This window comes from Comamonas terrae (assembly GCF_001544075.1).
Classification (GTDB): domain Bacteria; phylum Pseudomonadota; class Gammaproteobacteria; order Burkholderiales; family Burkholderiaceae_C; genus Comamonas; species Comamonas terrae.
This window is the reverse complement of sequence record NZ_BCNT01000005.1, coordinates 201,897-220,620: the sequence shown is the minus strand read 5'-3', so window position 1 is coordinate 220,620 and position 18,724 is coordinate 201,897. Positions and strand designations below refer to the sequence as shown.

Sequence of the window (18,724 nt, the reverse complement as noted above, 5' to 3'; positions counted from 1 at the left end):
GGTTTACACCAGCAGCGCGTTCACGCGCTTGACATAGGCGGCCGGATCCTCGGGCATGCCGCCTTCGGCCAGCACGGCCTGGTCGAACAGGATCTGGGCCAGGTCATGGAAATGCACCGAGCCATCGAGCTTCTTGACCAGCGGATGCTCGGGGTTCACTTCGAGCACGGGCCTGGTCTCGGGGGCCTTCTGGCCGGCCTGCTTCAGCAGGCGCGCCAGCTGCAGGCTCATGCCGCCGTCCTGCACCACCAGGCAGGCCGGCGAATCGACCAGGCGGCTGGTGGCGCGCACATCCTCGGCGCGGTCCTTGAGCGCTTCCTTGAGCTTGGCCAGCACGGGCTTGAAGGCTTCGGCAGCCTCCTCGGCGGCCTTCTTCTCGGCCTCGTCCTGCAGCTTGCCCAGGTCCACGGCGCCCTTGGCCACGGATTGCAGCGGCGTGCCGTCGAACTCGGTCAGGTAGTTGAGCGCCCATTCGTCCACGCGGTCGGTCATCAGCAGCACTTCGATGCCCTTCTTCTTGAAGACTTCGAGCTGCGGGCTGTTCTTGGCCGCCGCCAGGGAGTCGGCCGTGATGTAGTAGATGGCCTCCTGGCCCTCCTTCATGCGGGCCTTGTAGTCGGCCAGCGAGACCACCAGGCCTTCGTGCGTGGTGGAGGCAAAGCGCAGCAGCTTGGCGATGCGCTCCTTGTTGCCGAAGTCCTCGCCCAGGCCTTCCTTGAGCACGGCGCCGAACTCGTTGTAGAACTGCGTGTACTTGCCTTCCTTGGCCTTGTCCTCTTCGCTGACCACATCGGTCACATCGCCCTCGGCAGCCACTTCATGCCGGTCGTGGCGGGCCAGATCCTCGAGCATGGACAGCACGCGCTTGGCCGAGCCGTCGCGGATCAGGCGCACGTCGCGGCTTTCCTGCAGCAGCTCGCGGCTCACGTTCAGCGGCAGGTCGGCCGAATCGATCACCCCGCTCACGAAGCGCAGGTACTGGGGCATCAGCGCCTCGGCGTCATCCATGATGAAGACGCGCTTCACATACAGCTTGATGCCCGCGTGCTTGTCGCGCTGGTACAGGTCGAACGGCGCCTTGGCCGGAATGTACAGCAGCTGCGTGTACTCGGTGTTGCCTTCGACGCGGTTGTGGCTCCAGGTCAGCGGATCCTCGTAGTCGTGGCTGATGGACTTGTAGAACTCCTTGTACTGCTCGTCCGTGATGTCCTTCTTGGGGCGGGTCCACAGGGCGCTGGCCTTGTTGACGGTCTCCCATTCGCCGGTCTTGACCATCTGGCCGGGCTCGCCCTCTTTCTCGCTTTCCTTCCACTCTTCCTTTTCCATCAGGATGGGCAGGCTGATGTGGTCGGAATACTTGGAGATGATCTGCTTGAGCTTCCAGCCATTGAGGAACTCCTCGGCCTCGGGGCGCAGGTGCAGCGTGATGCTGGTGCCGCGCTCGGCGCGCTCGATCTGCTCCACCTCGAAGTCGCCGGTGCCGCCGCTGACCCAGCGCACGCCCTCGCTGGCCGCCAGGCCGGCGCGGCGCGACTCCACGGTGATCCGGTCGGCCACGATGAAGCCCGAATAGAAGCCCACGCCGAACTGGCCAATCAGCTGCGAGTCGGCCTTCTGGTCGCCGCTGAGCTTTTCCACAAAGGCCTTGGTGCCGCTCTTGGCGATGGTGCCCAGGTTCTCGATGGCTTCCTGCTCGCTCATGCCGATGCCGGTGTCGGCAATCGTCAGCGTCTTGGCGGCCTTGTCAAAGGACACCCGCACTTCCAGGTTGGGCTGATCGCCATAGAGGCTGCTGTCGTTCAGGGCCTCGAAGCGCAGCTTGTCGCAGGCGTCCGAGGCGTTGGAGATCAGCTCGCGCAGGAAGATTTCCTGGTTGGAATACAGCGAATGCGTGACCAGATGCAGCAACTGGGCCACTTCGGCCTGGAAGGAATGGGTTTGCTTTGTCATAGGCGTTCAGTGAAATTCGAGGAAATACGAACAAAAAAATCCGCCAGCGGCGATTCGCCCCATTAGCTAGGGACGGCCCTTGGTATTTCAAGGGCTTTTTCCAGGCATGAAAAATGGCTCCCCACGCGCCCCACGGCGTGTGGCCGCAGCCTCTCCGAGAGGAGGCTTTTCAACTTGGGGCGGCCCGGCGATGAAAAAAGCGCAAGCGCCGATTCAAAAAGAATAGCTGCTTGCGCTTATCAATAAATGGCTTGAAGCCAATTTTTCTTAAAACTAGCGCAACCCAAGCGAGAGACACCGAGGAAGGGCCGCCCCGCCCCGAAGGTGTCGTCCCCCTCCCATAGCGCGCAGCGCGTAGGGAGAGGGGAAAGGCGTGAAGCGCCTCAGGGGGTATTAGAAGCTCTCGTGCGCAGCCAGGTAGCGCCACTGGCCCACAGGCAGATTGCCCAGCGTCACGCGGCCGATGCGGATGCGCTTGAGGCCCACGACCTTGAGGCCGACCAGCTCGCACATGCGGCGGATCTGGCGCTTCTTGCCTTCGGTCAGCACGAAGCGCAGCTGTTCGGCGTTCTGCCAGTCCACCTGGGCGGGCTTGAGCGGCTCGCCGTCCAGCTCCAGGCCATGGCGCAGCAGCGCCAGCTTTTCCTCGGGGAAGACGGACTGCACATCCACGTCGCGGTCGCCGAAGCTCACGCGCACCAGGTACTCCTTGTCCACCTCGGAGTCCTCGCCGATGATGTGGCGCGCCACGCGGCCGTCCTGGGTCAGCACCAGCAGACCCACGGAGTCGATGTCCAGGCGCCCGCAGGGCGCCAGGCCCTTGAGCTGGCTGAAGTTGAAGCGCGTCTTGCTGCGGTCCTGGTTCCAGTGGTTCTCGGGCTTGACCAGCACCACGGCGGGCTCGTGCCCGTCCTCGGCCTGGCCGCTCACATAGCCCACGGGCTTGTGCAGCAGGATGGTGACCTGCTGGTCCTGCCGGTCCTGGGCCTTCTGGTCGACTTCGATGCGGTCGCCGGGCACCACGTTCTGGCCCATCACGGCCACTTCGCCGTTCACGCGCACCCAGCCGTTTTCCACCCACTCGTCGGCCTCGCGGCGCGAGCACAGGCCCATGTCGGCCATGCGCTTGTTGATGCGCACGGCGCCCGGACGGTCGTCCTGGCGCGCCTCGGGCTCGGGCGCCCGCTTGACGGGAATCACGCGGTCGGAGCCGTCGCCTGCGGGGCGGTAGGTGCGGATGCCCGTGGTCGGGCGGCGCTTGGCCTCGGAAACGAAGGAGCCGGGAATGTGACGCGGCTCGCCGCCGCGCTCATTGTGGCGGTCACTGCCGCGGCGGTCGTCACCGCGGCGGTCGTCGCGTGCGCCCGGACGGGTGTCGCGGGGGCCGCGGCCGGCGCCGAAGTCCTTGCGGCCGCCGCCCTGGCGCGTGTCGCCGCGCGGACCGTAGCCGCCGCGGCGGTCCTCGCCCTGAGCGGCATCGCGGCGCGGGCCGCGCTCGACATTGCGCTCCAAGCCCTGGTCGCCGCGCGCGGGCCGGTCGGAACGCTCGAATCGGCTTTCACCGTCGCGCGCACCAAAGCCGCCACGGCGCTGGAAGCCTTCGCCGCCGGGTGCGCCATCGGCGCGGCCGAAGCCGCCGCGCGAGGGTCGCTGCTCGCCGTCGGCGCGCTCTCCGCGTTCACGGAAGTCACGGGAATCGCGGCGCTCGGGGTCGTAAGGGCGGGCCGCCGGGCGCGCACCGCGCTCCGGGTCGTAGGGACGCGCACCGCGTTCGCCGCGCGGGCCGGAACGGTCGGCAAAACGATCTGCGGAGCGGCCTGCGGGACGGTCCTGATTGCGCTCCTGATAGCGGTCCGAAGAACGTCCGGAGCGCTCGGCGCGGCCTGCGCCCTGGCGCGGCTGGCTGTCCCTGGCGCCTGCAGGCTTGGCCGGTCGGCGCAGCACGGCGCGGCCGGCAGAGGAGCGGCCCGGGGACGAATCCGACGGGCTTTCGGCGCCCTGGGCGCCGGTTTTTTTGGTGGGGTTGGATGACATTTGCCGCCATTGTCGCGCGGCCGGCGCCCCCTTTGGGGCCGGTGCCCACAATACCGGCAGGGTGCCGGGTTATAGCCGGAGCGGCAGCATGCCCGGCCTCAAGCGGCTACCTTCTTCGGCGAGCTGAATTCCCCGTGGCGCAGCGCCTCGATGTCGAGCACGCGCAGACCGCCGTATTCGACCATGATGACCTGCTCGCGCTGCAGCACGGCCAGGGCCTCGTTGACCCGCTGGCGCGACAGTCCCACGAGATTGGCCAGCTCCTGCTGGGTGATGCGCAGCACCTCGCCCACGCCCGGGTAAAGCAAGGGGTTGAACAGCGCGGCCAGGCTGCGCGCCACGCGCAGGTCGGGGTTGCTCATGCGGTCGATCTCGCGCGCCGCGATGAACTGGCCCAGGCGCTCGTTGAGCTGGCTCATCACGAAGCGGTTGAAGCCTATGGAATGGTCGAGCAGCCAGTGGAAGGTGTCTATGGGCAGGCCGCCGACCACGCTCCTGCGGATGGCCTGCACGTTGTAGCGGTAGGGCTCGCGCTTGATGGCCGTGCCCTCGCCGAACCAGCCGCCGGGCGGCAGGCCGGCCAGCGTCATGCTCGCGCCGTCGGCGCTGTCCGTGTTCATCTTGAGCAGGCCGTCGACCACGCCGAACCAGTAGGTCGGCGCGCGGCCCATGCGGCAGACGTAATCGCCGGGATCGGCGTCGCCGACCACCAGCACGCGCGATACGGTCTCGCGCTCCAGCGGCTGCAGCACCGGCCACCACGGTATGCCGTCCAGCTCGGAAGCCAGCGGCTTGCGGCGCCTTTGGTGCAGGGACAGTTCTTGGCTCATGGGCAGCAAGCATTGCCAAAGGCCCGGTCCCGCAAAAGCGGGATTTCCACGAGTCAGCAAATGCGCCCTTTTGAGCAGCATTTGTTACAGCGTATTTTCCCGATGATGAGTTACCCCCGAATTGTCGTCAAACAGACATCTTGGCGTCAAAGTCGCCCATACGATGCCTGCGAGACTTTCGTGCACAGAGCCCCCCAAACCGGTGCGCGGTCCACAAGCGGCCCGCTGTTCGACCCCCGAGACTGCCCACAGAGGACTAGGAATGACCACCACGTTCCCGCATTTGCTGCTCAGGCATGCGACAGAGCGCCCGGATGCCCCGGCCCTGCGCGAGAAGGAATACGGCATCTGGCAAACCTGGAGCTGGCGCGAAGCCGAGCAGACCGTGCGCCACATGGCCTGCGGCCTGCGCGCCCTGGGACTGCAGCGCGGGCAGAACCTGGCCTTCATCAGCGACAACCGGCCCCATGTGTACCTGGGATTTCTGGCCGTGCAGGTCTGCGGCGCGGTGCCTATCCCGCTGTACCAGGATGCCGTGGCGGCCGAGATGCGCTTCGTGATGGAGGATGCGGAAATCGCCTTCGCCTTCGCCGAGAACCAGGAGCAGGTGGACAAGCTGCTGGAAGTGCGCGAATCCGTGGCCTCCATCGCCCACATCCTCTACGACGACCCGCGTGGCCTGCGCAACTACGACCAGCCGGGCCTGATCGGCATCGAGGCACTGCTCAAGCTCGGCCGTGAATGGGAAGCCCTGAACCCCGATGCCTACGAGCAGATGCTGCAGGCCCTGTCGGGCGAGGACATCTCCGTCATCCTCTACACCTCGGGCACCACGGGCAAGCCCAAGGGCGTGTGCCAGACGCACGCGAGCTTCATCGGCGCGGCGCGCGGCGCGGCCGAGGTGGACCGGCTGGGCCCGGCCGACAGCATCATCTCCTACCTGCCGCCGGCCTGGGTGGGCGACCATCTGTTCTCGTTCGCGCAGTGGCTGGTGGCGGGCTACACCATCAACTGCCCCGAGTCCGCCAGCACGGTGGGCATCGACATGCGCGAGATCGGGCCCAGCTACTATTTCGCGCCGCCGCGCGTCTTCGAGGGCATGCTGACATCGATCTCCATCCGCATGGAAGACGCCGCGCCCGTCAAGCGCTGGCTCTACGAGCGCTGCATGCGGCTGGCGCGCCGCGTGGGCTCGGACCTCCTGGACGGCAAGCACGTGGGCCTGCCGGACCGGCTCAAGTACAAGGCCGGCGACCTGCTGGTCTACGGCCCGCTGCGCAACGCCATGGGGCTGTCGCGCATCCGCGTGGCCTATACCGCGGGCGCAGCCATCGGGCCGGAGCTGTTCCGCTTCTTCCGCTCCATCGGCATCAACCTCAAGCAGTTCTACGGCCAGACCGAGACCTGCGCCTATGTCTGCCTGCAGCGCGACGGCCAGGTGGCGCTGGCCAGCGTGGGCCAGGCCGCGCCGGGGATCGAGCTGAAGATCGCGCCCAGCGGCGAGGTGCTGGTCAAGGGCGTCTCGGTGCTCAAGGAATACTACAAAAGGCCCGATGCCACGGCCGAGGTCATCGACGGCGACGGCTGGTTCCACACGGGCGATGCCGGCGTGATCGACGCCGGCGGCCAGCTGCGCATCATCGACCGCGCCAAGGACGTGGGCCAGACCCGCCGCGGCGCCATGTTCGCGCCCAACTACATCGAGAACAAGCTCAAGTTCTTTCCCCACATCAAGGAAGCCGTGTGCTTCGGCCACGGCCGCGACCAGGTCTGCGCCTTCATCAACATCGACTACGAGGCCGTGGGCAACTGGGCCGAGCGCCAGGGCCTGCCCTACGGCGGCTATGTGGACCTGGCCTCCAAGGCCAAGGTGCTGGAGCTGGTGGCCGACTGCATCGCCCAGGTCAACGCCGACCTGGCCGCCGAGCCCGGCATGGCCGACACCCAGGTGGCGCGCTTCCTCGTGCTGCACAAGGAGCTGGACCCCGACGACGACGAGCTCACGCGCACCCGCAAGGTGCGGCGCAACTTCATCGCCGACAAGTACAAGGTGCTGGTCGACGCGCTGTACGAGGGCCGCAAGGAGCAGTTCATAGAGACCCAGGTCAAGTTCGAGGACGGCCGCACCGGCAGCGTCAGCGCCACGCTGCAGATCCTGGATGCACAGTTGCATCCGGCCCGCGCCTGAGGGAGGAAGCCATGAGCACCAGAAAGATCGGCGACGTCATCCTGGACATCCAGAACATCAGCCTGCGCTTCGGCGGCGTGAAGGCGCTGACCGACATCTCGTTCAACGTGCGCGAGCACGAGATCCGCTCCATCATCGGTCCCAACGGCGCCGGCAAGAGCTCCATGCTCAACTGCATCAACGGCGTCTACACGCCGCAGGAGGGCTCGATCACCTTCCGCGGCCAGACCTTCAGCCACATGAACAGCCGCCAGGTGGCCGAGATGGGCGTGGCGCGCACCTTCCAGAACCTGGCGCTGTTCAAGGGCATGAGCGTGATCGACAACATCATGACCGGGCGCAACCTCAAGATCAGAAGCAACCTGCTGCTGCAGGCCCTGCGCCTGGGGCCGGCGCAGCGCGAGGAGATCCGGCACCGCGAGTTCGTCGAGCACATCATCGACTTCCTGGAGATCCAGGCCTGGCGCAAGACGCCCGTGGGCCAGCTGCCCTACGGCCTGCAAAAGCGCGTGGACCTGGGCCGGGCCCTGGCCATGGAGCCCCAGGTGCTGCTGCTGGACGAGCCCATGGCCGGCATGAACGTGGAGGAAAAGCAGGACATGTGCCGCTTCATCCTCGACGTGAACGACGAATTCGGCACCACCATCGTGCTGATCGAGCACGACATGGGCGTGGTCATGGACATCAGCGACCGCGTGGTGGTGCTGGACTACGGCAAGAAGATCGGCGACGGCGCGCCCGACGAGGTGCGCAACAACGAAGACGTGATTCGCGCTTACCTTGGCGCTGGCCATTGAGGGGACAGAGATGGGATTTTTTCTCGAAACCTTGTTCGGCGGCCTCATGGTGGGCCTGCTCTACGCGCTGATCGCCATCGGCTTCGTGCTGATCTTCAAGGCCTCGGGCGTCTTCAACTTCGCCCAGGGCGCCATGGTGCTGTTCTCGGCCCTGGCCATGGCGCGCTTTTCGCAATGGATACCGCTCTGGCTGGGCATGGAGCCCGGCTTTGTCGGCAACCTGCTGGCCATCGCGGTCACGCTGGCGCTGATGGTCGTCGTGGCCTGGCTGATCGAGCGGCTGGCGCTGCGCCATCTCGTGAACCAGGAGCCCATCACGCTGCTGATGGCCACGCTGGGCATTGCCTATCTGCTCGACGGCCTGGGCCCCATGGTCTTCGGCAGCGAGGTCTACAGCATCAACGTGGGCATGCCCAAGGACCCGGCCTTCATCCTCGACGGCCTGTTCCAGGGCGGCGTGATGGTCAGCCTCGAGGACCTGTACGCGGCCTGCGTGGCGGCCATCCTGGTCATCGCGCTGAGCCTGTTCTTCCAGAAGACCAAGACCGGCCGCGCGCTGCGCGCCGTGGCCGACGACCACCAGGCCGCCCAGTCCATCGGCATCCCGCTGCCCTACATCTGGGTCATCGTCTGGTCGGTGGCCGGCGGCGTGGCCCTGGTGGTGGGCATCATCTGGGGCTCCAAGCTGGGCGTGCAGTACTCGCTGTCGCTGGTGGCCCTCAAGGCCCTGCCCGTGGTGATCCTGGGCGGCCTGACCTCGCTGCCCGGCGCCATCATCGGCGGCCTGATCATCGGCGTGGGCGAGAAGCTCTCCGAGGTCTACCTGGGCCCCCTGGTGGGCGGGGGCATCGAGACCTGGTTCGCCTACGGCCTGGCGCTGTGCTTCCTGCTGGTGCGGCCCCAGGGGCTGTTCGGCGACAAAATCATTGATCGCGTATGAAATACGAGAGCCATGATTTTGCGAAGTCGGCGCGGTATTCGCGCCGCGAATACCGCAAGTGCGACGGTACGTCGCACTTGGCAACCGCAGGTTGCGCCCATGTGTACAAGATCATTGACCGCGTGTAAGACGGAAAGGCTGACCCATGTTCTATCGTGAAAACGGCCAGTTCAAGACCAGCTACGCGGCCGACCAGCAGATCTTCCCGGTCGCGCAGGACCGCTATGCGATCGGGCTGCTGCTGGCCGTGGCCTTCCTGGTCATTCCCTTCGTCGCCAGCGACTACACCTTCCAGGCCATTCTGATTCCCTTCGTCATCATGTCGCTGGGGGCGCTGGGCCTGAACATCCTGGTCGGCTACTGCGGCCAGATCTCGCTGGGCACGGCGGCCTTCATGGCCGTGGGGGCGTACGCGGCCTACAACCTGCAGGCGCGCATCGAGGGCATGCCGCTGCTGCTCGCGCTGATCGGCGGCGGCCTGATCGCCATGGTGTTCGGCGTGGTGTTCGGCCTGCCGTCGCTGCGCATCCGCGGCCTGTACCTGGCCGTGGCCACGCTGGCGGCCCAGTTCTTCGTGGACTGGCTGACCACGCGCGCCGCCTGGGTGACCAACAACTCCTCCTCGGGCTCGGTGAGCGCCAGGCCGCTGGAAATCGCCGGCTGGCAGATCGACACGCCCCTGGAGAAATACCTGCTGTGCCTGGCCATCCTCTGCGTGCTGGGCCTGGCCGCCAAGAACCTGGTGCGCAGCGCCATCGGCCGCGAATGGATGGCCATGCGCGACATGGACGTGGCCGCCAGCGTGATCGGCATCCGCCCCGTCTATGCCAAGCTCTCGGCCTTTGCGGTCAGCAGCTTCATCGTCGGCATCGCGGGCGCGCTCTGGGGCTTCGTGCATCTGGGCGCCTGGGAGCCCGCGGCCTTCAGCCTGGACCGCTCGCTGCAGTTGCTGTTCATGATCATCATCGGCGGCCTGGGCTCGGTGGTGGGAAGCATCTTCGGCGCGGCCTTCTTCGTGCTGCTGCCGCTGCTGCTCAACCATGTGCCGCACTGGCTGGGCCTGCCGCTGTCCACGGCCACGGCCACTTACCTCGAGCACATGATCTTCGGCGCCCTCATCGTGTTCTTCCTGATTGTGGAACCTCACGGATTGGCCAAGCTCTGGGCCACCGCCCGGCAAAAGCTGCGCGTCTGGCCTTTTCCCCACTGATTTCAACCACCAAGACACCGCAGAGTGCCTGCCCGGGACGCCGTCCCACACAACCCAAGGAGACCTGTTCATGATGTTCAAGAAAGTTGCGATCGCCGCGGCCACCGTGGCAGCCGGCATGGGCGCCCTGATGGCCTCGCCCGCGGCCCAGGCGCAGGAGCAGTTCGTGCCGCTGCTGGTGTACCGCACCGGCCAGTTCGCGCCGCTGGGCATTCCCTGGGGCGACGGCAAGCAGGACTACCTGAAGCTGGTCAACGCCAAGGGCGGCATCAACGGCGTGAAGATCGCCTACGAGGAGTGCGAGACCGCCTACGACACGGCCAAGGGCGTGGAGTGCTACGAGCGCTTCAAGGTCAAGCCCGGTGTCTCCAGCTTCGACACGCAGTCCACCGGCATCACCTTCGCGGTGAGCGCCAAGGCACCCGGCGACAAGATGCCCGTGGTCACGCCCGGCTACGGCCTGTCGCAGTCGGCCGACGGCCGCGCGTTCGAGTGGAACTTCCCGCTGCTGGGCAACTACTGGACCGCGGCCGACTCGATGATCCAGGACATCCTGAAGAAGGAAAAGGGCAGCCTCAAGGGCAAAAAGATCGCCCTGGTCTACCACGACTCGCCCTACGGCAAGGAGCCCATCCCGCTGCTGCAAAAGCGCGCCGCCAAGGAAGGCTTCGAGCTGATGCTGCTGCCCGTGACCGCGCCCGGCGTGGAGCAGAAATCCACCTGGCTGCAGGTGCGCCAGCAGCGCCCCGACTATGTGCTGCTGTGGTCGGCCGGCGTGATGACGCCCACGGCCGTGCGCGAGGCCCAGGCCACGGGCTACCCGCGCGAGAAGATGTACGCCATCTGGTGGGCCGGCTCGGACCATGACGTGAAGGACATCGGCGCCGGCGCCAAGGGCTACAACACCGTGACCATCCACAACACGGCCGAGCACGACAAGGTGCACGACGAGGTCAAGGCCATGGTCTACGACAAGGGCCAGGGCACGGCCAAGGACGCCAAGGAGCTGGGGGCGCTGGCGCACACCCGCGGCATGGTGATCGCCATGCTGCAAGTGGAAGCCATCCGCACCGCGCAGGAGAAGTTCGGCAAGGGCAAGGTGATGACGTCCGAGCAGGTGCGCTGGGGCCTGGAGAACCTCAACCTCACGCAGGAGCGCCTGAACGAGCTGGGCTTCGGCAAGATCCTGCGCCCCTTCAAGACCAGCTGCGAGAACCACCTGGGCGCCGACTGGTCGCGCATCGCGCAGTGGGACGGCAGCAAGTTCAAGGCCGTTTCCGACTGGTACCAGGCCGACAAGAGCCTGATCGATCCGCTGGTCAAGGAGTACGGCGAGAAGTACGCCAAGGAAAAGAACCTGCCGATAAGGACTTGCACCCCCTGAGGCGCTACGCGCCTTCCCTCTCTCTCTACGCGCTTCGCGCTAAGGGAGGGGGACGACAGCTTCGCTGCGGGGCGGCCCTTGCTCGCTGTCCCTGACTTGGGTCGCGCCAGCTTTTTGGCGCAACGATCACTCAAAAACCATAGCGTTTTGCGTTTGATTTAAAACAGTTTCAATTTCATTTGAATTTGAAACCATTGCACAACAAGAGATAACAGCTTCTTTTTCAATAGCAAACGGTGAGGCCATGAGCACATCCAACCCCGCATCCACGGCGGCGCCGCTGGTGGAAGTCAACGGCATCGAGGTCATCTACAACCATGTGATCCTGGTGCTCAAGGGCGTGTCCCTGCAGGTGCCGCACCGGAGCATCGTGGCCCTGCTCGGCGGCAACGGCGCGGGCAAGACCACCACGCTGCGCGCCATCTCCAACCTGCTCAAGGGCGAGCGCGGCGAAGTCACCAAGGGCGGCATCACGCTGGAGGGCGAGCAGATCGCCAACCTCTCGCCGGCCGAGCTGGTCAAGCGCGGCGTGGTGCAGGTCATGGAAGGGCGCCACTGCTTTGCCCACCTGACCATCGAGGAAAACCTGCTCACCGGCAGCTACACGCGCACCGACCGCGGCGAGATCGCGGCCAATCTCGAGAAGGTCTACAACTACTTTCCGCGCCTCAAGACCCGGCGCACCAGCCAGGCGGCCTACACCTCGGGCGGCGAGCAGCAGATGTGCGCCATCGGCCGCGCGCTGATGAGCAACCCGCGCATGGTGCTGCTGGACGAACCCTCGATGGGCCTGGCGCCGCAGATCGAGGACGAGGTGTTCCACATCGTCAAGGACCTCAACGACAAGGAGAAGGTCACCTTCCTGCTGGCCGAGCAGAACACCAACATGGCGCTCAAGTACGCCGACTACGGCTACATCATGGAAAGCGGCCGCATCGTCATGGACGGCTCGGCCCGCGACCTGGCCAGCAACGAGGACGTCAAGGAGTTCTACCTGGGCGTGGGCGGCGGCGAGCGCAAGAGCTTCAAGGACGTGAAAAGCTACAAGCGCCGCAAACGCTGGCTAGCCTGAGCAGCAACTCATTAATCAATAGCATTTGCCGCACATCACGCCTGCGGCAGAGGCCTTTTCGCCCGAAATTCTTGAAATGCGTGCAGGAGATCGATGATGAGCCAGTTCTATGACAGCCTGGAAACCCGCAGCCCCGCGCAGCGCGAATCGGAACTCATGGCCCGGCTGCCCGGGCAGATCGCCCATGCCCAGCAGCGCTCGGGCGCGTTTGCCGCAATTTTGCAGGGCATCGATGCCGCCGCCATCACTTCGCGCCAGGCCCTGGCGCAGTTGCCGGTCACGCGCAAGAGCGAGCTGCTGGAGCGCCAGACGGCGCACAGGCCCGACCAGGTCTTCGGCGGCTTCAACGCCATCCACACCGGCCGGGACATGCCGCGCGTCTTCGCCAGCCCCGGCCCCATCTACGAACCCGAAAGCCGCCGCGCCGACTACTGGCGCATGGCCCGCGCGCTGTTCGCCGCGGGCTTTCGCGCGGGCGATCTGGTGCACAACTGCTTTTCCTACCACTTCGTGCCCGCGGGATCCATGATGGAGACCGGCGCCCACGCGCTGGGCTGCACGGTGTTCCCTGGCGGCACCGGCCAGACGGAGCAGCAGGTACAGGCCATGGCCGACCTGCGCCCGGCCGGCTATGTGGGCACGCCCAGCTTCCTCAAGATCATTCTGGAGAAAGCTGCCGAAATGGGCGTGCAGCTGCCCAGCGTGACCAAGGCCCTGCTCTCGGCCGAGGCCTTCCCGCCCTCGCTGCGCGACTGGTTTGCGGCGCGGGGCGTGGCCGGCTACCAGTGCTATGGCACGGCCGACCTGGGCCTGATCGCCTACGAGACCGCGGCGCGCGAGGGCCTGGTGCTGGGCGAAGACATCATCGTCGAGATCGTGCGCCCCGGCACGGGCGATCCCGTGGCCGAGCCGAAGGCGGGCGAGGCTCCCGAGGTCGGCGAACTGGTGGTGACCACGCTCAACCCCGACTATCCGCTGATCCGCTTCGGCACCGGCGATCTCTCGGCCTATCTGCCCGAACCCTGCCCCACGGGCCGCACCAATGCGCGCATCCAGGGCTGGATGGGCCGCGCCGACCAGACCACCAAGGTGCGCGGCATGTTCGTCCACCCGCAGCAGGTGGCCGAGATCGTGCGGCGCTTTCCGCAGATCGCCAGGGCGCGCCTGGTGGTCAGCGGCGAAATGGCCAGCGACCGCATGCAGCTGCTGGTCGAGACCACGGAAACCTCGCCGGGCCTGGCCCAGCAGGTCGTCGATGCGCTGCGCGAAGTCACCAAGCTGCGCGGCGAGGTGCAGATGCTGCCCCCGGGCAGCCTGCCCAACGACGGCAAGGTGGTCGAGGATGCGCGCTCCTACCGCTAGCGCGCATTCATGCTTGTGCCAGCGCAAAACCAATGAAAACAAAGGGTTGAACCAAGGGTTAGCACCAACAAATACCTGCTCATCAGGGCTTATGTCTGTTGCCATCTGTTTCTAAAATCCGGGCTCCTTACGTGCTGTACGGCGGCGCAGGCGCCCGCCGTACGGCACATCGGTTTTTATGCAGGGAGACACTATGAACGCCATCTTCAAAATCGCCGCCGTTGCCCTGGCTGCCACCGCAGCCGTCGGCAGCCACGCCGAGAGCTACCCCGCTCCCGGCAAGACGATTACCATCATTGTTCCGTTCACGGCAGGCGGCCCCACCGACAAGGTCGCCCGCGACCTGGCCGAGTCCATGCGCAAGCAGCTGAACAACGCCACCATCGTGATCGACAATGCGGATGGCGCCGGCAGCACCATCGGCACGGCCAAGGCCGCCCGTGCCCGCAACGACGGCTACACGCTGCTGCTCACGCACATCGGCATGTCCACCATCCCGACGCTGTACCGCAAGCTGCCCTTCAACGTGCTGAGCGACTTCGAGTACGCCGGCATCATCAACGACGTGCCCATGACGCTGATCGGCCGCCCCACGCTGCCGGCCAAGAACTTCGCCGAGGTCAAGGACTGGGTCGGCAAGAACCAGGGCAAGGTGAATCTGGCCAACGCCGGCGTGGGCTCCGCCTCGCACCTGTGCGGCCTGATGTTCCAGGCATCGCTGCAGCAGGAAATGACGCCCGTGCCCTACAAGGGCGCCGCGCCCGCGATTGCCGACCTGATGGGCAACCAGGTGGACCTGCTGTGCGACCAGACCACCAACACCACCTCGCAGATTGCCGCCAAGAAGGTCCAGGCCTATGCGGTGACCACCACCAAGCCCCTGTCCACGCCGGCGCTCAAGGACCTGCCCACCCTGCAGTCCCTGGGCCTGAAGGACTTCAACGTGACCATCTGGCACGGCCTGTACGCGCCCAAGGGCACGCCCGCCGAGGTGGTGCAGAAGGTCAACGAAGCCATGAAGGCCTCGCTGAAGGACCCCGAATTCATCAAGCGCCAGGAAGCCCTGGGCGCCGTGATCGCCTCCGACGACCGCATCACCCCAGCCGGCCACAAGAAGTTCGTCGAGGCCGAGATTGCCAAGTGGGGCAAGGTCATCAAGGCCGCCGGCATCTACGCCGACTGACGGCACGGCAGCGTCCACCCGGCCCCCGGGTGGACGGCCACAACGAAAAACGCGGCCCAGGCCGCGTTTTTTCATGGCCTGCCGCCGGCGCCTACCAGACCACCTCGCGGCCCTCGGCGCCGCTGCGGCGCAGCATGTCTATGAAGGGCGCGGCCCGCTGGGCCAGGCTGACCTCCTCGCCGGCAGGCTGGGCGCTGTCTGCCGGTGCGTCCTCCTGCCCGGCCTCCCGGGCCTGCTCACGGCGCCGGGCATTGTCCTGCTCGACTGCGGCCTCGAGCGCCGCGACCGCCGCCGGGATCTGCTCGGCGGTGATGATGCCGTGGGCCTCGTCGGGCGACTTGCCGATGATTTGCAGCACCTGGCGGCCGTTGGCCTGCAGCATGATGACGTCCGCCGTGGCGCGCGATTTGAACTTGTAGAGCATGGGCAATCCTTGGAACGCGGATACGTTCTTAACGGTAAATATATTCGCGGTTGAAAGGATAGCTGCTCTGCGCGCCCTTCAAGGGACCGGTCTGCAGATTGCCGTCGGGCCGCGTGCACAGCATCTGGTGCAGCGCCACCCAGCCTCGTTCGAAGCCCATGGCGCAGCCCGCCAGATAGAGCCGGTAGGCGCGCAGCGCCTTGGCCGCCTTGTCGGCGTCGTATTGCGCCTCCAGGATGCGCTGCGCCTGCGGCAGTTGCGCCTCCAGGCTGTCGGACCAGGCCCAGAGCGTGCGCGCATAGTGGGGCCGCAGGTTCTCGGTATCCACCATTTCCAGGCCGCTTTGCCCCATGTCGTGCAGCACGCGGCTCACATGCATGAGCTCGCCGCCCGGGAAGATGTAGCGGTTGATGAAATCGCCGATGCCCGCGCCCACCTCGGCATTGCCCACGCCGCCGGCCGTGATGCCGTGGATCAGCGCCAGTCCGCCGGGCTTGAGCATGGTGTAGACGGTCTTGAAATACTCGGGCAGGTTGGCGCTGCCCACATGCTCGAACATGCCCACCGAGCCGATCTTGTCGAACGGCTTCACGCCGTCCATCTCCCGGTAGTCGCGCAGCTCGACATGCACCTTGCCCTGCAGGCCCTTCTCGGCGATCAGGCGCTGCACATAGTCGTACTGGTTGCGCGACAGCGTGATGCCGTGGGCCTGCACGCCGTAGTGTTCGGCCGCCCAGAAGATGAGGCCGCCCCAGCCCGAACCGATGTCCCAGAAACGCTCGCCGGGCTTGAGCTGCAGCTTGCGGCAGATGTGGTCGAGCTTGGCCTCCTGTGCCTGGGCCAGGCTCATCTCCAGGTCCTTGAAATAGGCGCAGGAATACACGCGGCGCGGGTCCAGCCACAGCGCATAGAAATCATCCGAGAGGTCGTAGTGGAACTGGATCTGCTCTGCGTCGCGCGTGAGCGTGTGCATGGCCAGCGACTTGGCCTTGGAGACGGTCTGCTCCAGCCAGGTGGGCGTATGCGAGACGGGGTCGGACTGCAGGATGCCGGCCGCGGCGGCCATGATGTCCCGAGCCTGCCCCTTGACGTCGACCCAGCCTTCCACGATGGCCGCGCCCACGGCGCCGACCTGCCCGTCGACCAGGGCTGCCAGCGCCTTGGGCGAACGAAAAATCAGCTGCACCGCGCTGTTGTCGGGACCTATGCGTTCGCCCGTGGAAAGCTGTACAGAAGCAGTGACCGGAAGCCTGACCAGATGCTGTTCCAATGTGCTTAACAGGTTTTTCATGCAACCCATTCTTCACACCACCGCCGGCATGGTCAAGGCCGGCCGGTTCACCCATCTGTCAGCAATCGACGCAAATTGATGACAAGTTCAAGCAAACCCTGAAAACTTCAAGCGCGGGGGCGGATATCGCCCTGTTGCCCCTAGCGGATGCGGATTCCGGTCAAGGCCTGGTAGCCGCGCTGCGTTTCCGGGGCCACGGACTGCAGCACCTGCTCGTAGGCCGTCTTGTGGCGCGCCAGCAGGCGCATGGAGGCAATGGTGCGGCTCTTGCAGAACCAGTGGCAGCTGTGCTGCATCAGCATGAGTTCGGCCGTCATGGTGAAGGCGCGGCGCTTGCGCTCCTCGTCGTCCCCGGCCTCGCCCACGCGCACCGCCGCAATGGCCTGCGCATGCAGGCCCATGAGCGCGCGCACGTCCAGCGTGGCCGCCGGAAACACGCGGTCGGCATAGGGCAGGGCCAGCGGCAGGGTCGTCACGCGCGCCAATTCGGCCGGCACTTGGGCAAACTCCTTGGCAAAGCGCTGGAACTGCGCGACCAGGCTGCTTTCGGCGTTTTCCAGCACGGTCCAGATCTGGGCGCGTCGCTCGGCATCCGGCTCGCCGAGCACGCGCATATAGCCGTCCATGAGGGAGCCCATGAGTTTTTCGATCTGGAAACGCCCCAGGTGCTGTGCCAGCAGCAGCGTATGCTTGCGCTGCTCCTGTTTCTTGAGCAGGTAAAGCGCTGTGGTGACAATGAGAAGAAGCGTGAACAGATCCATGAAGCGAAACCGGACGGGTAGACAACGGTGATGACCAAAGGCTCGAGTGTAGTCAGACGGGCGGGCCTGCGGGCCGCAGCCTCCGCCATCGGCCTGGCGGCCCTGGCGGGCTGCTCGTCCCTGGGCTATTACTGGCAGGGATTCCAGGGACAGGCGGCCATCCTGCAGGCTGCGCAGCCGATCTCGGCCTGGCTCGAGCGCCCGGATCTGCCGCCATCGCTGCGGCTTCGGCTGGAAACGGCGCAGAAGATGCGCGCATTCGCCAGCAACGAGCTGGGCCTGCCCAGCAATGCCAGCTACACCCGCTATGCGGACCTGGAGCGCCGTTATGCGGTCTGGAACGTCACGGCCGCGCCGCCCTACAGCCTGGAGCTGCACCGCTGGTGCTTTCCGATTGCGGGCTGCGTGGGTTACCGCGGCTATTTCTCCATGGAGGCTGCGCAGGCGCAGGCGCGCCAGCTGCAGCAGCAGGGGCTGGAAACCAGCGTCTACGGCGTGCCCGCCTATTCCACGCTGGGCTATCTGAACTGGCTGGGGGGCGACCCGTTGCTCAACACCTTCGCGGGCTGGGCCGAGGGCGATTTTGCCGGCCTGCTGTTCCACGAACTCGCCCACCAGGTAGTCTATGTGGCCGACGACACGGCCTTCAACGAATCCTTTGCCACCACCGTGGAGCGCCTGGGCACGCCGCTGTGGCTGCAGGCCCATGCCAGTGCCGCCACGCGCGAGCGCTGGCAGAAATCCCTGGCGCGCCGCGAGCAGTGGCGCGCCGTGACCCGGGAGACGCGCGAGCGGCTGCAAAACCTCTACCACCCGCAACCAGGGTCAAAACAGGGCGAAACCCAGGACACACCTGCGCTGGCAGCTATCAAAGCAGGAATCTTTGCGGATTTCCGCGCGCGCTATGCCCGCCTGCGCGCCCAGTGGCTGGCGCAGGACGAGCCGCTGCTGACCACGCCCGAGCTGCGCGCCCAGTACCTGGAGCGCCTGGGCCAGACCGACGACTGGGTGGCACGGGCCAACAATGCCAGCTTTGGCGCGCTGGCGGCCTATGACGACTGGGTGCCGGCATTCACGGCCTTGTGGACGCAGATGCAGCAGCAGGCCCGCAGCCCTGCGCAGGGCTCCCCCGTGCCCTCGCCGGCCGGCTGGCAGCTGTTCTACGGCAAGGTGCGCGAATGGGCCAGGCTGCCCGCCGAGCAGCGCCAGCAGCAGCTGTGCGAATACCTGCCCGCAGATACCCCCAGGCCCGCAGCCTGCGCCGCGCCCTGAGAATCAGTGAACCGGCCTGCCGCAGC

At 66.2% G+C, this 18,724-nt stretch carries 15 protein-coding genes; 9 read left to right on the top strand and 6 right to left on the bottom strand.

What is annotated here, in order from left to right:
- Positions 1 to 3 precede the first annotated feature (3 nt).
- The 3 genes from htpG to Cte04_RS09425 form a co-directional block, all read right to left on the bottom strand.
- Positions 4 to 1,950 carry a molecular chaperone HtpG gene (htpG, locus tag Cte04_RS09435; RefSeq protein ID WP_066475809.1) on the bottom strand — a complete coding sequence of 649 codons (1,947 nt, stop codon included), beginning with the start codon at positions 1,948 to 1,950 and terminating at the stop codon, positions 4 to 6.
- Positions 1,951 to 2,343: 393 nt separating this feature from the next.
- On the bottom strand, positions 2,344 to 3,984 hold the full coding sequence (locus Cte04_RS21965; protein WP_245633332.1) for a pseudouridine synthase: 1,641 nt from the start codon (positions 3,982 to 3,984) through the stop codon (positions 2,344 to 2,346).
- 98 nt (positions 3,985 to 4,082) lie between these two features.
- The gene (locus Cte04_RS09425; protein WP_066475808.1) at positions 4,083 to 4,814 is read right to left on the bottom strand and encodes a Crp/Fnr family transcriptional regulator; all 732 of its coding nucleotides are present in this window, start codon (positions 4,812 to 4,814) and stop codon (positions 4,083 to 4,085) included.
- A gap of 262 nt (positions 4,815 to 5,076) precedes the next feature.
- On the opposite strand from Cte04_RS09425, the gene Cte04_RS09420 reads away from it, so the two are divergent.
- From Cte04_RS09420 to Cte04_RS09385, 8 genes are all read left to right on the top strand, one after another.
- Positions 5,077 to 7,002, top strand: a complete 1,926-nt coding sequence (locus tag Cte04_RS09420) for an AMP-dependent synthetase/ligase (protein ID WP_066475807.1) — start codon at positions 5,077 to 5,079, stop codon at positions 7,000 to 7,002.
- Between the two features lie 11 nt (positions 7,003 to 7,013).
- A complete protein-coding gene (locus Cte04_RS09415; RefSeq protein WP_066475806.1) occupies positions 7,014 to 7,799 on the top strand; it encodes an ABC transporter ATP-binding protein in 786 nt (261 codons plus the stop codon).
- Between the two features lie 10 nt (positions 7,800 to 7,809).
- Complete coding sequence (locus Cte04_RS09410) at positions 7,810 to 8,739, top strand: branched-chain amino acid ABC transporter permease (protein ID WP_066475804.1); 930 nt, start codon at positions 7,810 to 7,812, stop codon at positions 8,737 to 8,739.
- Positions 8,740 to 8,884: 145 nt separating this feature from the next.
- Positions 8,885 to 9,949 (top strand): branched-chain amino acid ABC transporter permease, encoded by a 1,065-nt coding sequence (locus Cte04_RS09405; protein ID WP_066475802.1) that lies wholly within the window; start codon positions 8,885 to 8,887, stop codon positions 9,947 to 9,949.
- Positions 9,950 to 10,019: 70 nt separating this feature from the next.
- A complete protein-coding gene (locus tag Cte04_RS09400; protein ID WP_066475800.1) occupies positions 10,020 to 11,333 on the top strand; it encodes an ABC transporter substrate-binding protein in 1,314 nt (437 codons plus the stop codon).
- Positions 11,334 to 11,577: 244 nt separating this feature from the next.
- Positions 11,578 to 12,405, top strand: a complete 828-nt coding sequence (locus Cte04_RS09395) for an ABC transporter ATP-binding protein (RefSeq protein ID WP_066475799.1) — start codon at positions 11,578 to 11,580, stop codon at positions 12,403 to 12,405.
- Positions 12,406 to 12,501: 96 nt separating this feature from the next.
- Positions 12,502 to 13,767 carry a phenylacetate--CoA ligase family protein gene (locus Cte04_RS09390; RefSeq protein WP_066476184.1) on the top strand — a complete coding sequence of 422 codons (1,266 nt, stop codon included), beginning with the start codon at positions 12,502 to 12,504 and terminating at the stop codon, positions 13,765 to 13,767.
- Between the two features lie 193 nt (positions 13,768 to 13,960).
- Positions 13,961 to 14,950, top strand: a complete 990-nt coding sequence (locus tag Cte04_RS09385) for a tripartite tricarboxylate transporter substrate-binding protein (protein WP_066475798.1) — start codon at positions 13,961 to 13,963, stop codon at positions 14,948 to 14,950.
- A 91-nt stretch (positions 14,951 to 15,041) separates the two neighbouring features.
- Here the strand turns inward: Cte04_RS09385 and Cte04_RS09380 are convergent, their stop codons facing one another.
- The 3 genes from Cte04_RS09380 to Cte04_RS09370 form a co-directional block, all read right to left on the bottom strand.
- Complete coding sequence (locus Cte04_RS09380) at positions 15,042 to 15,374, bottom strand: DUF1840 domain-containing protein (protein ID WP_066475796.1); 333 nt, start codon at positions 15,372 to 15,374, stop codon at positions 15,042 to 15,044.
- Positions 15,375 to 15,402: 28 nt separating this feature from the next.
- On the bottom strand, positions 15,403 to 16,665 hold the full coding sequence (locus Cte04_RS09375) for a class I SAM-dependent methyltransferase (protein WP_370671024.1): 1,263 nt from the start codon (positions 16,663 to 16,665) through the stop codon (positions 15,403 to 15,405).
- 140 nt (positions 16,666 to 16,805) lie between these two features.
- The gene (locus Cte04_RS09370; protein WP_066475790.1) at positions 16,806 to 17,426 is read right to left on the bottom strand and encodes a hypothetical protein; all 621 of its coding nucleotides are present in this window, start codon (positions 17,424 to 17,426) and stop codon (positions 16,806 to 16,808) included.
- 30 nt (positions 17,427 to 17,456) lie between these two features.
- Here Cte04_RS09370 and Cte04_RS09365 point away from each other — a divergent pair, with 30 nt between their 5' ends.
- A complete protein-coding gene (locus Cte04_RS09365) occupies positions 17,457 to 18,698 on the top strand; it encodes an aminopeptidase (protein ID WP_066475788.1) in 1,242 nt (413 codons plus the stop codon).
- Positions 18,699 to 18,724: the final 26 nt, after the last annotated feature.

Coding starts and splice junctions, on each gene's coding strand:
- Cte04_RS09395 (WP_066475799.1), top strand. CDS start 11,578: ATGAGCACATCCAACCCCGCATCCACGGCGGCGCCGCTGGTGGAAGTC.
- htpG (WP_066475809.1), bottom strand. CDS start 1,950: ATGACAAAGCAAACCCATTCCTTCCAGGCCGAAGTGGCCCAGTTGCTG.
- Cte04_RS21965 (WP_245633332.1), bottom strand. CDS start 3,984: ATGTCATCCAACCCCACCAAAAAAACCGGCGCCCAGGGCGCCGAAAGC.
- Cte04_RS09410 (WP_066475804.1), top strand. CDS start 7,810: ATGGGATTTTTTCTCGAAACCTTGTTCGGCGGCCTCATGGTGGGCCTG.
- Cte04_RS09365 (WP_066475788.1), top strand. CDS start 17,457: ATGACCAAAGGCTCGAGTGTAGTCAGACGGGCGGGCCTGCGGGCCGCA.
- Cte04_RS09405 (WP_066475802.1), top strand. CDS start 8,885: ATGTTCTATCGTGAAAACGGCCAGTTCAAGACCAGCTACGCGGCCGAC.
- Cte04_RS09375 (WP_370671024.1), bottom strand. CDS start 16,665: ATGAAAAACCTGTTAAGCACATTGGAACAGCATCTGGTCAGGCTTCCG.
- Cte04_RS09385 (WP_066475798.1), top strand. CDS start 13,961: ATGAACGCCATCTTCAAAATCGCCGCCGTTGCCCTGGCTGCCACCGCA.
- Cte04_RS09370 (WP_066475790.1), bottom strand. CDS start 17,426: ATGGATCTGTTCACGCTTCTTCTCATTGTCACCACAGCGCTTTACCTG.
- Cte04_RS09400 (WP_066475800.1), top strand. CDS start 10,020: ATGATGTTCAAGAAAGTTGCGATCGCCGCGGCCACCGTGGCAGCCGGC.
- Cte04_RS09425 (WP_066475808.1), bottom strand. CDS start 4,814: ATGAGCCAAGAACTGTCCCTGCACCAAAGGCGCCGCAAGCCGCTGGCT.
- Cte04_RS09420 (WP_066475807.1), top strand. CDS start 5,077: ATGACCACCACGTTCCCGCATTTGCTGCTCAGGCATGCGACAGAGCGC.
- Cte04_RS09390 (WP_066476184.1), top strand. CDS start 12,502: ATGAGCCAGTTCTATGACAGCCTGGAAACCCGCAGCCCCGCGCAGCGC.
- Cte04_RS09415 (WP_066475806.1), top strand. CDS start 7,014: ATGAGCACCAGAAAGATCGGCGACGTCATCCTGGACATCCAGAACATC.
- Cte04_RS09380 (WP_066475796.1), bottom strand. CDS start 15,374: ATGCTCTACAAGTTCAAATCGCGCGCCACGGCGGACGTCATCATGCTG.